Source organism: Streptomyces sp. NPDC006332 (genome assembly GCF_040612855.1).
Taxonomy (GTDB): Bacteria; Actinomycetota; Actinomycetes; order Streptomycetales; family Streptomycetaceae; genus Streptomyces.
In genome coordinates this window covers 73,756-90,283 of sequence record NZ_JBEXRA010000024.1, presented here as the reverse complement: position 1 = coordinate 90,283, position 16,528 = coordinate 73,756, and the positions used below count along the sequence as shown (strand labels likewise).

Sequence of the window (16,528 nt, the reverse complement as noted above, 5' to 3'; positions counted from 1 at the left end):
ACGACGTGCACGAGCGTCAGGCGAGTGGTTCCTCTCGTGTGCCGACCCAGCTCTGTGCCGGCCTCTCACGCCGTGTGCGTCATCCTCCCCGGCTGATGCCAGGGAGGGATCTTGCTGTGCTTCGAATCCCCGCTGGGCAGGGCCAGCAGCAGACCGAAGGGGTACAGACGGCTGAGACGGACGACGGCCGCGGTGACGCCGCTCAACACGAAAATCGCGATCAAGGTCCACGCGATACCGAGCGCGATACAGGCGAATGCCAGGCCCACGACACCAGCGAGCAGGAGGACGGAACCGAAGGTGGTCATCAGCAGCTTCCGTCCGCGTCTGTGACGGGTGAGCACTCGTTCCCAGGTGGCCGAGGAGCCGCTCAGGACATCGATGAGTGCTTTCACGTAGACGAAGTTGAGGAACTGGTCGAAGAGGACTTCCGGCACGATCGTGCCGGCGAGCACCAATGCCTTCCAACCACCGTTCTTGGCCGCCCAGACACGTTCGAAGGCCGCGATTCCGGTGACTGCGAGCCAGAACGACGGCACGCCGGGGAAACCCTTGGTCAGGGTGGTGTACAGCAGGACGGTGAGGAAAAAGGGGACGAAGGCCACAGCCATGTAGGTGAGCGCCTGTCGGCTCGCGTAGGGCAGCACGACACGGGTGAGGCCGTAGGCCTTGATGTTCTCCAGAGCGCCGCGTTGCCACCGCAGCCGCTGGTAGTAGAGCCGGGACCAGTCGGGCATGACTTCGGTGCCCACGATGCAGGCGCGGGGGGACACACAGCGGTATCCCAGGTGCTTGAGCGCGAGAGTCAGTTCGTTGTCCTCGGTCAGCGCCTCCACGTCGTAGACGCCCTCGCCCCCGGGCAGTTCGCCCGCTTGGCGCGCTCGGCGGACATGGCGCAGGGCCTTGACAGGAAACAGGGAGGCGGTGCCGGTCAGGACGTCGGCCCGGCTGCGGCGACGTCGCAGTTCACGTGCGTAGCGCACGTACTCGTTGTCCTGGAGGTGGCTGACCAGCCCGCGCAGGGGGAAGCCGTAGAAGACGGCGCCCACACCGCCGACCGGCGCGCAACCGACTTGCTTTTCATGCAGGCGGCGCGTTGCCCGGGCGATGAACTCGGGGGTCACCGAGGTGTCGGAGTCCATGACCAGGACCGCGTCGTCGTCGGACAGCCGAGGCAGCAGCTTGTCCAGGGCCTGATTGAGGGCACCCGCCTTGGCCTGTGTGTTCCCGACCGATTCGACGACTGTCGCGCCATGGGCCGCGCTGATCGGAACGGTGCGGTCCGTGCACCGGTCGGCGACCACGATGACCTCGTCCGCCGGCTTGGTCTGGGCCGCGAGTGACTGGAGGGTCTCGGCGATGAGATCTTCCTCGTTGTGCGCGGGCACCAGCACGACGATCCGTCCGGGCTCGAGGCCGCGAAGGTCCGGTATGTGCCCGGGCAAGGTCCGTCCGTCGGGAGTCAACTCCCGGTGATGGTGCACGAACGCGTGCCCCAAGGCTTTGCGCCGGGTGTGTCCGCCCGTCGGACGGTGCAGCAGGTTCAACATCCCGCAATGCCCATCGGTCAGGACGAATCCCTCGCGACGCCGCAGTGGGTACTGCCTGCTCCCGTGACGTCGGTGTGTGCAGGCGAAGGGCGGCGGGCGGCCTTCTTGACGTCGTTGGGGAGACTGTCCTCGTCCGAGTGTCGCGGCACCGCCGCTCCAAGGCCCGGACCGACCCGTCCGGCTTGGTTCCTATGCCGCTGTACGACGGTCACGCCCTACAGTCGACCTACCTCGATAATGCCCACAGCGAAGACCACCCGGCAAGTGGATGTTGTGGTCAGCCCGCGTTCTCGCTGTTCAGAAGCCCTTGACGAAGTCGATCACGTACCACTTGTTGGTGGTGGCGTTGTAGATCGCGGTGAGGAAGTCCCTTTTCCCGGCCGTCGTGGTGAGGGTGACCGTCGGGATGGTGGTGCCCCGGACGAAGGCCGAGCCGAGGGTGAGGGTGCGGTTTCCGGTGGCGTCCTGGATGAGTTCCCAGATGACGCGTTGGCCGTTGGTGGGGTTGGTGGGCGTGCCAAGAGTTCGGTTGCCCTGGAGGGTGACGCGGAAGACGCAGCCGAGTGCCGCGTTGGTGGCGATGGTGGGGGCGTCGGTGAGTGTGACGGGGGCGGGGTCGACCTTGGCGTCGACGTAGTCCTTGCGCGTCAGATGGTCGGCCGAGGTCGGCGCGGCGCCGGAGGAGACGGTGCCCTCGTAGTAGGCGGAGTCAGCGCCGTAGACGAACCCGGTGGCGACCGTGCCGCCGGCGGTGTCGTTGATGATGTTGGTGTTGCCGGACAGCGACAGCGGTTCCACGTTGCTGAAGTCGCCGAGGGTCGCCGAGCAACCTGAGTCGACTTTGATGGAGTTGACCGCCGCGCCGGTGGGGGTGTTCTCGGCGAATCCGAGGATGCTGACCCCTCGGGCACCGCCGGTGACCCAGATGCTGACGTTGGGGCTGTTGTAGGTGAAGGGGTTGAACAGGCCCACGCCGATCGCTGCGTTGATCTTCCAGCTGTAGCCGTCGTATCCGGTGCCGCGATTGACCGCGGACTCGGCGCCGCATCCGGTGAAACTGATCGCCTGGCTTCCGATGCCGACCACCTCGTAGCCGATGCCGCAGTGGTCAGCGGCGCAGCCGACGAAAGAGCAGTAGGCCATCGTGTCGAGACGGAAGCCGGCGTTGGTGATGATGTCGGCGTAGCAGGAGACGAACGAGCAACTGGTGCCTGCCGCACCTCCGGAGACACCGTGGATGTCCCAGCCGTGGTTCCCGTTGTTGGCCGAGGTCACTCCGGTGAACGTGGACACGATCGGGTTGGACAGTTCGATTCCGGTGTTGCCGAAGAACTTCACCGTCACCCGCGAGAACGCCAGGGAGACGGTCGCGGGGTTCGCCGATCGCGTCAGCACGATCCCTTTGCCGCTGCCACTCCCCGGCCCCTGGACAGTGAGATCCTGAACGGTCAGCCTCGTGATGTCCGAGCCGCTCAGGCCATGGGCGGTGGTGCTGCTCTGCGCGATCACCGACGAGCCGTCACTGACACCCTGGAGGATCAGGTTGGAGCGGGCCACCAAGGCGGAGGAGATCTTGTAGGTGCCCGCCGGGAAGACGACCGTTCCGCCAGAGGCGGGCACCGCGTTGATCGCGGTCTGGATCGCGCTGGTGTCGTCGGTGACGCCGTTGGCGGTCGCACCGTAATCCAGGACGTTGAACCAGTAACTGGTGGCCATGATCGCCTCCGTCGCTCCGGACGTACCGTTGACCTCGCGCGATCACGCTGCGAACGCGAGCTGTCACTCTGAGGGAGCATGCCCACCCGTTGTCCCCTTATGGCCGCTTCGCGAAGAACTCCTTCCCGACCGGCTCCTCGGCGACCCGCTACTTCGTGAAGTCCGACAGCTCCCTGTCCGCTGTCTCCGACACCCGGCGGCGGACTCCGAACCATCCGCCGATCAGCATGAGGGCGATCACGGGGATGAGGAAGAGGGTCTTGCGGCCGACCTCGGGGTCGTTCCACATCATCGCCAGGCAGGCCAGGAGGAAGACGATCGTGGTGATCTCCGTGAACGGGCTGAACGGGAGGCGGAAGAAGGGGCGGGTCACCAGGCCCGCACGCGCGCGGCGGACGAAGACCAGGTGGCAGATCATGATGATGACCCAGGTGCTGATGATGCCGAGAGAGGCGACGTTCAGCACGATCTCGAAGGCCTGGCTCGGCATGAGGTAGTTCAGGCCGACGCCGAGCACGCACACCGCGCAGGTCAGCAGGATGCCGCCGTACGGCACCTGGCTGCGGTTCATCCGGGCGGTGAACTTCGGCGCCGAGCCCGCCATGGCCATGGAGCGCAGGATGCGGCCCGTGGAGTACAGGCCGGAGTTGAGGGAGGACATCGCGGCAGTGAGGACCACCAGGTTCATCACGTCACCCGCGGCCGGGACGCCGATCTTGGACAGCACGGTGACGAACGGGCTCTGGTCGGCCGAGTAGAGCGAGCCGGGCAGGAGAAGGGCCAGCAGGACGACGGAACCGACGTAGAAGAGGCCGACCCGCCACATGATCGAGTTCACCGCGCGCGGGACGACCTTCTCCGGCTCGGCGGTCTCGCCGGCGGCGACACCCACCAGTTCCAGGGCGGCGTACGCGAAGATCACGCCCTGCATCACGAGGACGACGGGCATCATGCCGTGCGGGAACACGCCGCCGTTGTCGGTGATCACGCCGACGCCCGGGGTCCGTCCGCCCACCTCGTGCTGGGTGGCCAGCAGGAAGATGCCGATCAGCATGAAGCCGACGAGGGTGGCGACCTTGATGATCGAGAACCAGAACTCCATCTCGCCGAAGATCTTCACCGAGATCAGGTTCACCACCAGAACCACCGCGAGGGCGATCAGCGCGAGCACCCACTGCGGGATGTCGGTGAACAGGCTCCAGTAGTGCGTGTAGAGCGCGATCGCGGTGATGTCGGCGATACCGGTCGTCGACCAGTTCAGGAAGTACATCCAGCCTGCGACGTACGCCCCCTTCTCGCCGAGGAACTCACGCGCGTACGACACGAACGAGCCGGAGGAGGGGCGGTAGAGGACCAGTTCTCCGAGCGCCCTGACCACGAAGAAGGCGAAGATCCCACAGACCAGGTAGGCCAGCGCGAGCGCCGGGCCGGCGTCGTGCAGGCGGCCGCCGGCGCCCAGGAAGAGTCCGGTTCCGATCGCGCCCCCGATGGCGATCATGTTGACGTGACGGGGCTTGAGGTCCTTGCTGTAGCCGGCGTCGCCCGCGTCCGCGGGCGCCTGGGCCACGTCGGTGCGGGAGGCGGCCTGTGCCGATTGCGCGGCGTCCTTGCTCACGGTGAATCCACTCTCTGGTGCGCCCCTGCGGGCCTCGCTCGGGTGTCCGGACATGCCTCGGCCCGTGCCCCGGGCGGCGGCACGGACCGAGGGGGCCCCTTCCCCGGAAACCACCCAGCACGCGATGGCGCACGTCACACATCGAAACCCGCACATGTCGGAGGGAGACATGTCGCGTGGTCGTCGGGGGTGTGGAAGAGGTTTCACACCGTTGGTGAGACAGCGATACTGCTGCACATGACGACCGAGGCCGAGGAGCCGACTCTCACGATCGACGAGCTGGCCGCGCGCGCGGGTGTCACGGTCCGCACGGTCCGCTTCTACGGCACCAGAGGTCTGCTGCCGCCGCCGTCGATCGGTCCACGGCGGGTCGGCCACTACGGCCGGGAGCATCTGGCACGTCTCGCGCTCATCGAGGAGTTGCAGCAGCAAGGCATGACGTTGGCGGCCATCGAGCGCTATCTGCAGCAGCTGCCGCCCGGGCTGAGCGCGCACGACCTCGCCATCCACCGGGCCGTGGTGGCCTCATGGGCGCCGGACGCGGTGGAGATCCTCACGCCCGCGGAGCTGGAGCGGCGGGCGGGCCGGAAGCTGGGCGACGAGGACCTGGAGCGGCTCGTCGCGATGAACGTGATCGCGCCGGACGCCGGCCTGTACCGCACCGACCTCGGCCTGCTCCGGCTCGGCGTGCAGCTGCTCGACGTACCGCTGTCGCAGGAGGCGATCCTCGCCTCGCGCGAGGTCCTCATCCAGCACTCGCGCGCGGCGGCCCACGAGCTGGCACGGCTCTTCGGCGACGAGGTGTCCCAGCGAGCGGCGCGGGAGGTGAGGTCGCTGTCCGAGCACATGCGCCCCCTGGTGCTGCAGGCCCTGCTGACCACGTTCCAGCGGTCGCTGACGGAGGAACTGCGCGAGTTGCTCACCGACGCGCCGACGGACGGGGCACCCGGCTCGCCGCCGGGCGGTGCGCCCGACGCGGCCGGTGGGGCCGGGGGCTCGGGGGGCCGGTCCGCCTGAGGGGGGCGGGGCGGACAGGGGCGGGGCGCCGCCCACACCAGCCCCCGCTCCCGTCCCCGCGCCCACACCCGCCCCGAACGCTCAGCTCCCGTCGCGGAAGGTCTCCTCCCGCTCCGCCTTCTCCACCAGCAGCGTGGGAGGCGTGAACCGCTCGCCGTAGCGCTCGGCGAGTTCCCGTGCGCGGGCTACGAAGCCGGGCAGGCCCCCTTCGTAGCCGTTGATGTACTGGAGGACGCCGCCGGTCCAGCCGGGGAACCCGATGCCGAAGAGGGAGCCGATGTTGGCGTCGGCGACGGAGGTGAGGACGCCTTCCTCGAGGAGCCTGACGGTGTCGAGGGCCTCCGAGAAGAGCATGCGTTCCCGCATGTCCTCGAAGGGGATCTCGGCGCCCTCGCGGGTGAAGTGCTCGCGCAGGCCCGGCCACAGCCCGGTCCGCTTGCCGTCCTCCCCGTAGGTGTAGAAGCCGCCCCCGCCGCCGCGTCCGGTGCGCCCGAACTCGTCGACCATGCGGTCGATGACCGCCTCGGCGGGGTGCGCGGTCCAGGTGCCGCCCGCCTCCTCGACCGCCCGCCTCGTCTCGCCCCGGATCTTGCGCGGGAGTGTGAGCGTCAGTTCGTCCATCAGGGAGAGGACCTTGGCCGGGTAGCCCGCCTGAGCCGCCGCCTGTTCCACCGACGCGGGCTCGATGCCTTCGCCGACCATCGCCACACCCTCGTTGAGGAACTGCCCGATGACACGGGAGGTGAAGAAGCCGCGCGAGTCGTTGACGACGATCGGTGTCTTCCTGATCTGCCGGACCAGGTCGAAGGCGCGCGCCAGGGCCTCCTCGCCGGTGTGTTCGCCCTTGATGATCTCGACGAGCGGCATCTTGTCGACGGGTGAGAAGAAGTGCAGCCCGATGAAGTCGTCCTGGCGTTCGACACCTTCGGCGAGCGCGGTGATGGGAAGGGTGGAGGTGTTGGAGCACAGCAGCGCGTCCGGCGCGACGACGTGCTCGATCTCCTGGAACACCTTGTGCTTGAGCGAGGTGTCCTCGAAGACGGCCTCGATGACGGCGTCGCAGCCCGCCAGGTCCTGCGGGTCGGCCGTGGGCGTGATCCGGGCCAGCAGCGCGTCGGCCTTGTCCTGGGTGGTACGGCCACGGGAGACGGCCTTGGCGCACAGCTTCTCGGAGTACGCCTTGCCCTTGACGGCCGCTTCCAGCGACACGTCCTTGAGGACCACGTCGATCCCCGCGCGGGCGCAGGAGTAGGCGATCCCGGCGCCCATCATCCCGGCGCCGAGGACGGCGACCTTGCGGACCTGGCGCGGCTCGACGCCCCCCGGCCGGTTGGCGCCGGAGTTGACGGCCTGGAGGTCGAAGAAGAAGGCCTGGATCATGTTCTTCGACGTCTGGCCCGCGGCCAGCTCGACGAAGTAGCGGCCCTCGATGACCTGCGCGGTCTCGAAGTCGACCTGGGAGCCCTCGACCGCGGCGGCCAGGATGGCCCGCGGGGCGGGATAGGGGGCGCCGCCCGTCTGCTTGCGCAGGGTGGCCGGGAAGGCGGGCAGGTTCGCGGCGAACTTGGGGTTCGCGGGAGTGCCGCCGGGGATCCGGTGGCCCGGCCTGTCCCAGGGCTGCTGGGACTCGGGGTGGGCGTCGATGAAGGCGCGGGCCTTGGCGAGCAGCTCCTCCTGGGTGGCCGCCACTTCGTCGACCAGGCCGTTGTCCAGGGCGCGCCGCGGGCTGTACTGGGTGCCCTGCAGGAGGACCTTCAGCAACGCGTCGGCGATGCCCAGCAGGCGTACCGTACGGACCACGCCGCCGCCTCCGGGGAGCAGACCGAGGGTGACCTCGGGGCAGCCGAACTTGGCGCCGGGCGCGTCCAGGGCGATGCGGTGGTGGCAGGCGAGGGCGATCTCGTAACCGCCGCCCAGGGCCGCGCCGTTCATCGCGGCGACGACCGGCTTGCCGAGGGTCTCGATGCGGCGCAGGTTCCGCTTGATCGCCATGCCGCCGTCGAAGAGGTCCTGCGCGGTCTCGGGCGTGACGCGGATGAGGTCGCGCAGGTCGCCGCCGGCGAAGAAGGTCTTCTTGGCGGACGTGAAGATGACGCCCCGGACGGTGTCCTTCTCGGCTTCCAGGCGGTCGGTGACGACCGCGAGGGAGTCACGGAACGCCTCGTTCATGGTGTTCGCGGACTGGTTCGGGTCGTCGAGGACGAGGGTGACCACACCCGTGCGGTCCTGTTCCCAGCGGATGGTGGTGCTCTGTGTCATGGCGAGGGTCTCCGTAGAAGTCTCTTGAAAGCCGCTGGGGTTCAGACGCGTTCGACGATGGTCGCGATGCCCATGCCGCCGCCGACGCAGAGGGTGGCGAGGCCGTACCGCTTGTCCTGGCGCTCCAGTTCGTCGACGAGCGAGCCGAGGATCATGGCGCCGGTCGCGCCCAGCGGGTGCCCGAGGGCGATCGCGCCGCCGTTGACGTTGACCTTGTCGAGAGACAGGCCCATGTCCTTGGCGAAGCGCAGCACCACGGCCGCGAAGGCCTCGTTGATCTCGACGAGGTCGATGTCGTCGATGGTCAGCCCGGCCTTGGCGAGGGCCTTGCGGGTGGCGGGGGCGGGGCCGGTGAGCATGATGGTGGGCTCGGAGCCGGAGACGGCGGCGGAGACGATCCGCGCGCGCGGGGTCAGGCCGTAGCGCTCGCCGACCTCCCGGGAGCCGATCGCGACCAGCGAGGCGCCGTCGACGATGCCGGAGGAGTTGCCCGCGTGGTGGACGTGGTCGATCTTCTCGACCCAGTGGTACTTCTGGAGGGCCACGGCGTCGAAGCCACCGAGGTCGCCGATGTCCGCGAAGGACGGCTTCAGCTTGGCGAGGGAGTCCGCGGTGGTGCCCGGGCGCGGGTGCTCGTCGTGGTCGAGGACGACGAGGCCGCTGCGGTCCTTGACCGGGACGACGGACCGGTCGAAGCGGCCCTCCTTCCAGGCGGTGGTCGCGCGCTCCTGCGACAGGGCCGCGTACTCGTCGACGTCCCGCCGGGAGAAGCCCTCGATGGTGGCGATGAGGTCGGCGCCGATGCCCTGGGGCACGAAGTTGACGGCGAGGTTGGTCATCGGGTCGTTGAACCAGGCGCCGCCGTCCGAGGCCATCGGCACCCGGGACATCGACTCGACGCCGCCCGCGAGGACGAGGTCCTCCCAGCCCGAACGAACCTTCACGGCAGCCATGTTGACGGCCTCCAGACCCGAGGCACAGAAGCGGTTCTCCTGTACGCCGGCCACGGTGTCCGGCAGCCCGGCGGCGATGGCGGCGGTCCGGGCGATGTCGGAGCCCTGGTCACCGACCGGGCTGACGACACCGAGGACGATGTCGTCGACGGCGGCCGGGTCGAGGTCGGGGAAGCGGTCGCGGATCTCGTGGATGAGTCCGACGACCAGGTCGATGGGCTTCGTGCCGTGCAGGGCGCCGTTCGCCTTGCCGCGGCCGCGCGGGGTGCGGATCGCGTCGTACACGTACGCTTCGGTGCTCACAGGTCCAGCCTTTCGGGGAGGGTCAGCCCAGCAGGGAACGGCCGATGATCTCCTTCATGATCTCGGTCGTCCCGCCGTAGATGGTCTGGATGCGGCCGTCGGTGAAGGCCCGGGCGACGGGGTGCTCCGACATGTAGCCGTAGCCGCCGTGCAGTTGCAGGCAGCGGTCGGCGACCCGTTTCTGCAGTTCGGTCGCCCACCACTTGGCCATGGAGGCGTGCACGGCGTCGAGTGCGCCGTCGGAGTGGTCCGCGATGCAGCGGTCGAGGAAGGCTCGGGTGACGGCGCATTCGGTGGCCATCTCGGCCACCTCGAACCGGACGTGCTGCTTGCTCGCCAGGGGCCGGCCGAAGGCCTCGCGCTCCTTGACGTACCGGGTCGTGATCTCCAGCAGGTGCTCGGCGGCGGCGATCGCGGCGACGGCGATACTCAGCCGCTCCTGCGCGAGGTTCGTCATCAGGTGGCCGAAGGCGCCGTCGCGCTCGCCGAGCAGGTTCTCCTTGGGGACGCGGACGTCGTGGAAGAACAACTCGGCCGTGTCCTGGGCCTTCTGGCCTATCTTGTCGAGGTTGCGGCCGCGCTCGAAACCCGCCGTGCCGCGCTCGACGGCCAGCAGGGAGAGGCCGTGGGCGCCGCCCTGAGGTGTCGTTTTCGCCACCACGATCACCAGGTCGGCGAGGATGCCGTTGGAGATGAACGTCTTGCTGCCGTTGAGCAGCCAGTGGTCGCCCTGGTCCGCGGCGTGCGTCCTGATGCCCTGGAGGTCGGAGCCGGCGCCCGGTTCGGTCATGGCGATGGCGGTGATCAGCGTGCCGTCGCAGAAGCCGGGCAGCCAGCGCCGCTTCTGCTCCTCGGTCGCGAGGGAGGTGAGATACGGGCCGATGATGTCGTTGTGCAGGCCGAGGGCGAGTCCGGGGGTGCCCGCGCGGGTGAACTCCTCGGCGAGGACGGCGCTGTAACGGAAGTCGGCGGTGCCGCCGCCTCCGTACTCCTCGTCCACCGCTAGCCCCAGCAGGCCCTGCTTGCCGGCCGCCCGCCAGGCCTCGCGGGAGACGATGCCGTCCTTCTCCCACTGCTCGTAGTACGGCAGCACCTCCCTGGCCAGGAAGGCACGCACGGTCTCCCGGAACGCCTCGTGCTCGGGGGCGAACAGCTGCCGTTTCATTCGATGCCCTTCGCTTCGAGGTGCGTCGCTTCGAGATGCGTCGCTTCGAGATGCGTCGCTTCGAGATGCGTCGCTTCGATGCTCTTCGCTTCAGGGCCCTTCGCTTCAGGGCCCTTCGCTTCAGGGCCCTTCGCTTCAAGGCCCGTCAAGAGGCCGGGTACGCCCCAGTCGCGTGCCACCTCCGCGGTGTCGGCGCCCGGCCGCGCGGGGTCCGTACGGACGGTGGTCGGCGTCGCCGAGAAGCGCGGCGCGGGTGCGGGCTGGGTGATGCCGCCGTGGTCGACGAAGGTGCCGCGCGCGGCGAGGTGCGGATGGTGCGGGGCCTCGCGCAGCGACAGGACGGGCGCCACGCACGCGTCGGTGCCCTCGAAGACCTCCGTCCACTCGTCGCGGGTGCGGGATCTGAACCGGGCCGCGACCGCCTCGCGCAGTTCGCTCCAGCGGGTCCGGTCCTTGCGGGCGTCCGCGAAGTCCGTGAGGCCGAGCAGCCGCAGGAACAGGTCGTAGAACTGGGGTTCCAGGGCGCCCACCGCCATGTGTCCGCCGTCGGCGGTCTCGTAGGTCCCGTAGTACGGGCAGCCGCCGTCGAGGAGGTTGGCGCCCCGCCGGTCCTGCCAGCCACCGGCGGCGAGCATGCCATGGATCATCGCGGAGAGATGGGCGGTGCCGTCGACGATGGCGGCGTCGACGACCTGTCCGGTGCCGGTGGCGCGCGCGTGGTGGAGGGCGGCGAGGACGCCGACGACGAGGTAGAGGGAGCCGCCCGCGAAGTCCCCGAGCAGGTTGGCGGGGACGGCCGGGGGCTGGTCCGGGGCGCCGATCATGCCGAGGGCGCCGGTGACGGCGATGTACGCGATGTCGTGGCCGGCACGCGGGGCGAGGGGTCCGTCCTGGCCCCAGCCGGTCATCCGGCCGTAGACCAGCTTGGGGTTGCGGGTGTGGCAGGCCTCGGGGCCGACGCCGAGACGTTCGGCGACTCCGGGGCGGTAGCCCTCGACGAGGATGTCGGCGTGTTCGGCCAGGTCCAGGACGCGGGCCGGGCCGTCCGGGGCCTTCAGGTCCACGATCACCGAGCGCTTGTTGCGGTGGGTGATGTCGTAGGCCGGGTCGACCGCGAGGCCGGAACCCGCGGGCCGGTCCACGCACACCACGTCGGCGCCCAGGTCGGCCAGGAGCATGGCGGCGAAGGGACCGGGCCCGATGCCGGCCAGCTCGACCACGCGTACACCACTGAGCGGACCCGGTCCTGGCGTCGTTGCCATTCAGCCCCCTCGGTCGTGACACAACTGCTGTAACACCAACGATGCTAAGAAGACGTGGCACCGGGCACAAGACCCGGCGAGCAAGCGCTTAGACAAGTGTGGCGGCCTCCCGGTCGGACCGCACCCTCCTCACGCTAGCCTCGGCCACCGACAACGGCGCGCAGGCCAGACCGAGGGGTGTCATGAGCAGGCTGAACAAGACAGACCGTCCCTACGACGTCGTCCTCTTCGGGGCCACCGGGTTCGTGGGAACGCTGACGGCGGAGTACCTCGCCGCACACGCGCCCGAGGGGCTGCGCTGGGCCGTCGCCGGACGCAGCGAGGCGAAGCTCCGGGAGCTGCGCGAGCGGCTGCCCGGCGGTACGGAGGTCGGGGTGCTGCGGGCGGACGTGTCCGACCCGGCCTCACTGCGCGCGCTCGCCGAGCAGGCCCGCGTGGTGGCCACGACGGTGGGCCCCTACGCGACGTGCGGCGAGGATCTCGTCGCCGCGTGCGCGGACACCGGCGCGGACTATCTCGACCTCACGGGTGAGCCGGAGTTCGTGGACCTGATGTACGTCCGTCATGACGCACGCGCGCGTGAGACGGGCGCCCGATTGGTGCACGCGTGCGGATTCGACTCGGTGCCCCACGACCTGGGCGTGTACTTCACGGTCGGGCAGTTTCCTGAGGGTGTGCCCCTGACGGTGGACGGGTTCGTGAGCATGGACGCGGCCTTCTCGGGCGGTACGTTCGCCTCGGCGCTCAACCAGTTCGCGCGCGGGCGGCAGGTGGTGGCCGCCGCGCGGGAACGGAGGCGGCACGAGCCCAGGCTGGTCGGACGGCGGACCTGCGCCCCGGCCGGCGCGCCGCGGTTCGCGCCGGAGGTCGACGCGTGGGCGCTGCCGCTGCCGACGATCGACCCGCAGATCGTGCGCCGGTCCGCGACGGCGCTGGAACGCTACGGGCCCGACTTCCGTTACCGGCAGTACGCGGCCGTCCGGCGTCTACCGGTCGCGGTGGGCGGGGTCGCGGCGGTGGCGGCGTTGCTCGCGGCGGCCCAACTGTCGCCCGCCCGGCGCTGGTTGTCCGACCGGGTGAAGCCGGGAGAAGGCCCCGGCCCCGAGAAGCGCGCGAAGAGCTGGTTCCGGATCCGCTTCGTGGGTGAGGGCGGCGGACGGCGCGTGTTCACCGAGGTCGCGGGCGGGGATCCCGGCTACGGCGAGACGGCGAAGATCTTCGCCGAGGCGGCGCTCTGTCTGGCCTTCGACGACCTGCCGCCGAGCGCCGGTCAGGTCACCCCGACGGTCGCGATGGGCGACGCGCTGCTGGAACGGCTGCGGTCGGCGGGGATCACGTTCCGGGTGGCGGCGAGCCGCTAGGGGGTCTCATGGGTGCGTAGGCCCCGCCCCGGTCCTACAGCGACCACCCGAGCACGGTGTAGATCATCCCGCCGATCCAGGCCAGCCCCAGCGCCACGGCGAGGACCAGCGCACCCGTCACCGCACGCTCGACGGGCCGGGTCGGGTCGGACAGGGGCTTGGGGGCTCGGTGCGTCGTCATGCGGTACAGCCTGCCGACCGGGACGGCGGGCCGGCATCCGTACAGATACTCAGATCCAGGTACTCAGATCCAGGTACTCAGATGACGAAGCGGCCGTCAGGAGGTCGCGTCCCGGAGCGCCGCGCGGCACAGCGCGTCGGCCCTGCGGGTCGTCTCCGGCAGACGGTACTCCGGGGCCAGCGCGAGGGTGTGGGCGCAGGCGTTGTCGAGGCTCACGCGGTGGCCGACGGAGACGAAGACCGGTTTGACGCCGTCCCGGGTGCGGAGGGCGCGGCCGACCTCCTCGCCGCCGATCCGGCCCCCGGCCTGGTCACCGTCGGCTTCGCCGCCGCCGGCCAGCAGCGGGGACGCGCTGCCGCGCCGGGCGCCGGGATCGTCGTAGGTGAAGGTGAAGGGATTCTTGGCGACGCCCATCGTGGGCAGTCCGGTCAGGACGCCGAGGTGACTGGCGAGCCCGAAACGGCGCGGATGGGCGAGGCCGTAGCCGTCGCAGACGACCAGGCCGGGCGGGCATGGCAGCCTGTCCAGGGCGGCCATGACCGTGGGGATCTCACGGAAGGCGAGCAGGCCGGGCACGTAGGGGAAGGACACCCTGCCGACGGCCGTGGCCTGCGCGAGGACGGTGAGGCCAATCGCGTCCAGGACGACGGCCGCGGCCACCACCAGGTCGCGCGCGTCGTCGTAGGCCACGTCGACGCCGGTCACCCGGCCGGTGCCGGGCTGCGGGCCCGGCTCGTCGAGCACCACCCGCCCCCGCAGCTCGTCCTGGACCGCGCGGGCCTCGGCCTCGGTCGCGGGCCAGCCCGCGGGAATGGGTACGGTCGTCATGGTGGTGACGAGCGTACGGTTCCCGCAGGCCGTGGGGGCACCTGGGTCGCCAGGGTCAGCTCTTGCCGCCCAGCGCGCGCTTGAGCTCGCTCTTGTTCATGTCCGAACGGCCCTTGACACCCCGCTGCTTGGCCTCCTGGTAGAGCTGGTCGTAGGTGGGGCCCTGGGAGCCCTTGCCCGACCGCTGGCCGCCGCGCTTACCGGACGACATGTCCTGGGTGGACGTACGGCTGGCGGTCTTCGACTCGCCGGACCGAGCGCGTTCCTTGTTGACGGTGCGCGCCGCGATCTCCTTGGCGCGCCCGGTGCTCTCGCCCCGGTCCTGAGCGCTCTCCTTGATGTGCTCGTACTGGCGTTCCCGCTTGGAGCTGGAACCACTGGGCATGTTCGCTCACTCCTCTCACGTTCGGTGAACGGGTACCCGGATTCCGGCCCCCACGGCACACCATCGGCGTCAGTTTTCCAGGCGGGCCACCCGCCCCTTCTCACCGGCCGCCCAGCAGCCCAGGTCGGGCGCGCAGTCCACGGTGTCGTACGAGCCCGTATCGACCGTCCGCCAGGAGCGCCCGCCGTCCGTCGTCAGATCCGTGCCGGTCGGGCCGACGGCGAGGGCGGCGGTGCGGCTGTGCGGGAGCCAGGCGACGCCGGAGCGGTAGGCGGGCGGCAGCTCGGCGGCGGGCCGCCAGGAACGGCCGCCGTCGCCGGTGCGGGCCGCGGCCCGCGGGGAGGGCAGGCCCGCGGTGAAGTCGCCGCCGACGGCGAGACCGTGCGCGCGGTCGCGGAAGGCGAGCGCGAAGACACCGCGGGCCGGGTCGCCCGCCGGGATGGGCGTGTCGGACGCCGTCCAGGTCAGCCCACGGTCGGCGGAGTGCAGTACCCGTGCGCGCGCGGCCCCGCCGGTGGCCAGCCACACGTCCCGGGGGCCCGAGGAGACCAGGCACTGCCCACTCGCCGCGAACCCCGCCTCACCTTCCTGCGCGGCCGGCATCCCGGCGTTCGGCAGCACCTTCCAGGTACGGCCGCCGTCAGCGGTCGACAGGATGCGGAACTTCCCGTCCACCGGGTCGCTCATGGCGAGGCCGTGGCGTCGGTCGAAGAAGGTGAGGCAGTCGTAGAAGGCCTTCGCGTCGGTGTTGCGGAAGGACTCGGTCCAGGTCGCGCCACCGTCCTCGGTCCGGTACACCCGGGACGCCTCGCCCTCGCCGATGGCCAGCACCACGGCCCTTCGCGCGTCGAACGCCTCGATGTCCCGGAACTGCAGCTCCGCGGCCCCTGGCGGCGAGACGTTCCGCCAGCTCGCCCCGCCGTCGGTGGTACGCAGCACGGTCCCCTGCGTCCCGGCGACCCACGCGGTGCTCCGACCCACGGCCGCCAGGCCCCGGAAACGGACCTGGGGGCTGTCGGTGCCCTTGGCCTCCCAGTGCGGCGTCCGACCCAGTGAGGCCGGGCCGTCCGGTGCCTGCGCCTGTGCGGGTACCGCCGTCAGGACGGCCACTGCCGCCGCGTAGGCGGCCCCCGCCGCGGCCACCCGGCTCATACGTGTCGTACGTGTCATACGGGTCGGACGGGTCGTACCTGTCATGCGTCGCGTGATCCCCAAGCGCCTCATGGCGGGCGAAGCTAGCCCACCGCCGAGGCGCCGGTCCAGAGGCCCGCGTCCGCCCTGTGCGGGTTTGCCGCACTCGCCACAAGTGCCCCTCGCAACCCATGAGATGAGCTGGATCACTTGCGTGAATGAACACGGTGACAGAGGTCACTCGATATGGGTGTGCACGGATTGAGTCATTCCGGCGTCTCTTCCTGTGCCCGGCCTCATCCCCGGAAGTCCGTCCCGCCGTCCACAAGGGAGCAAGGCGTTGTCCATCGTCATCGATCAGCCAGTCGAGGCCCGTCTCGTCGCCGCCTCGCCACGGATGCCGAGCATCCCCGCCACACTGCACTACGACCGACGTGACCCGTTCGCCGTCCGTATGACCTTCCCTGCCCCCGCCACCCTGGAGGGCGTGGAGGTCTGCTGGACCTTCAGCCGCGAGCTGCTGAGCGCCGGGCTCCGGGGGCCCGAGGGCCACGGCGACGTACGGGTGCGGCCGTACGGCTACGACCGCACCGTCCTGGAGTTCCACGCCCCCGAGGGCACCGCCGTCGTCCACGTCCGCTCCGGCGAGCTGCGGACGTTCCTTGAGGCGACCGCCGAGCTGGTGCCGGTCGGCCTGGAGCACCTGCAGCTGAACCTGGACCACGACCTGGCGGAGCTGATGCGGGACGCCTGCTGAGCCGTCCACTCCCGACGCCCGCCCGGCTCCCCGGTTCCCCGTACC

The 16,528-nt window shown here is 70.3% G+C and carries 14 protein-coding genes and 1 pseudogene; 4 read left to right on the top strand and 11 right to left on the bottom strand.

The genetic code is table 11. From position 1 onward, the window contains the following. Nucleotides 1-65: 65 nt before the first annotated feature. From ABZ027_RS22435 to ABZ027_RS22425, 3 genes are all read right to left on the bottom strand, one after another. Complete coding sequence (locus tag ABZ027_RS22435) at nucleotides 66-1,550, bottom strand: glycosyltransferase family 2 protein (RefSeq protein WP_356770978.1); 1,485 nt, start codon at nucleotides 1,548-1,550, stop codon at nucleotides 66-68. 297 nt (nucleotides 1,551-1,847) lie between these two features. Next, nucleotides 1,848-3,266, bottom strand: coding sequence for a glycosyl hydrolase family 28-related protein (locus tag ABZ027_RS22430; protein ID WP_356770976.1), 1,419 nt, complete (start codon nucleotides 3,264-3,266; stop codon nucleotides 1,848-1,850). Nucleotides 3,267-3,414: 148 nt separating this feature from the next. After that, a complete protein-coding gene (locus ABZ027_RS22425; protein ID WP_356770974.1) occupies nucleotides 3,415-4,881 on the bottom strand; it encodes an amino acid permease in 1,467 nt (488 codons plus the stop codon). Nucleotides 4,882-5,118: 237 nt separating this feature from the next. On the opposite strand from ABZ027_RS22425, the gene ABZ027_RS22420 reads away from it, so the two are divergent. After that, a complete protein-coding gene (locus ABZ027_RS22420; protein WP_356770972.1) occupies nucleotides 5,119-5,898 on the top strand; it encodes a MerR family transcriptional regulator in 780 nt (259 codons plus the stop codon). 81 nt (nucleotides 5,899-5,979) lie between these two features. On the opposite strand, the gene ABZ027_RS22415 is transcribed toward ABZ027_RS22420, so the two are convergent. The 3 genes from ABZ027_RS22415 to ABZ027_RS22405 are packed head-to-tail and all read right to left on the bottom strand — an operon-like array spanning nucleotide 5,980 to nucleotide 10,566. Beyond that, entirely contained in the window at nucleotides 5,980-8,157 is a 2,178-nt protein-coding gene (locus ABZ027_RS22415) for a 3-hydroxyacyl-CoA dehydrogenase NAD-binding domain-containing protein (RefSeq protein ID WP_356770970.1), read from the bottom strand. Between the two features lie 41 nt (nucleotides 8,158-8,198). Further along, entirely contained in the window at nucleotides 8,199-9,413 is a 1,215-nt protein-coding gene (locus ABZ027_RS22410; RefSeq protein ID WP_356770968.1) for an acetyl-CoA C-acetyltransferase, read from the bottom strand. A gap of 22 nt (nucleotides 9,414-9,435) precedes the next feature. Continuing rightward, nucleotides 9,436-10,566, bottom strand: a complete 1,131-nt coding sequence (locus tag ABZ027_RS22405) for an acyl-CoA dehydrogenase family protein (protein WP_356771058.1) — start codon at nucleotides 10,564-10,566, stop codon at nucleotides 9,436-9,438. Here ABZ027_RS22405 and ABZ027_RS22400 point away from each other — a divergent pair. Further along, nucleotides 10,511-10,636 (top strand): annotated as a pseudogene (locus ABZ027_RS22400) (hypothetical protein); the annotation flags it as partial. The gene ABZ027_RS22405 and the pseudogene ABZ027_RS22400 overlap by 56 nt on opposite strands. Here the strand turns inward: ABZ027_RS22400 and ABZ027_RS22395 are convergent. Then, nucleotides 10,575-11,840 carry a CaiB/BaiF CoA-transferase family protein gene (locus ABZ027_RS22395; RefSeq protein ID WP_356770966.1) on the bottom strand — a complete coding sequence of 422 codons (1,266 nt, stop codon included), beginning with the start codon at nucleotides 11,838-11,840 and terminating at the stop codon, nucleotides 10,575-10,577. The pseudogene ABZ027_RS22400 and the gene ABZ027_RS22395 overlap by 62 nt on opposite strands. Before the next feature lie 182 nt (nucleotides 11,841-12,022). Here ABZ027_RS22395 and ABZ027_RS22390 point away from each other — a divergent pair, with 182 nt between their 5' ends. Further along, nucleotides 12,023-13,201, top strand: coding sequence for a saccharopine dehydrogenase NADP-binding domain-containing protein (locus ABZ027_RS22390; protein WP_356770964.1), 1,179 nt, complete (start codon nucleotides 12,023-12,025; stop codon nucleotides 13,199-13,201). 34 nt (nucleotides 13,202-13,235) lie between these two features. Here the strand turns inward: ABZ027_RS22390 and ABZ027_RS22385 are convergent, their stop codons facing one another. From ABZ027_RS22385 to ABZ027_RS22370, 4 genes are all read right to left on the bottom strand, one after another. Beyond that, nucleotides 13,236-13,382 (bottom strand): hypothetical protein, encoded by a 147-nt coding sequence (locus ABZ027_RS22385; RefSeq protein WP_356770962.1) that lies wholly within the window; start codon nucleotides 13,380-13,382, stop codon nucleotides 13,236-13,238. A gap of 96 nt (nucleotides 13,383-13,478) precedes the next feature. Further along, entirely contained in the window at nucleotides 13,479-14,210 is a 732-nt protein-coding gene (locus ABZ027_RS22380) for an endonuclease V (protein ID WP_356770960.1), read from the bottom strand. A 55-nt stretch (nucleotides 14,211-14,265) separates the two neighbouring features. Beyond that, on the bottom strand, nucleotides 14,266-14,595 hold the full coding sequence (locus ABZ027_RS22375; protein ID WP_356770958.1) for a plasmid stabilization protein: 330 nt from the start codon (nucleotides 14,593-14,595) through the stop codon (nucleotides 14,266-14,268). Between the two features lie 69 nt (nucleotides 14,596-14,664). Next, on the bottom strand, nucleotides 14,665-15,747 hold the full coding sequence (locus ABZ027_RS22370; protein WP_356771056.1) for an oxidoreductase: 1,083 nt from the start codon (nucleotides 15,745-15,747) through the stop codon (nucleotides 14,665-14,667). 319 nt (nucleotides 15,748-16,066) lie between these two features. Here ABZ027_RS22370 and ABZ027_RS22365 point away from each other — a divergent pair, with 319 nt between their 5' ends. Next, complete coding sequence (locus tag ABZ027_RS22365; protein WP_356770956.1) at nucleotides 16,067-16,483, top strand: SsgA family sporulation/cell division regulator; 417 nt, start codon at nucleotides 16,067-16,069, stop codon at nucleotides 16,481-16,483. Nucleotides 16,484-16,528 lie beyond the last annotated feature (45 nt).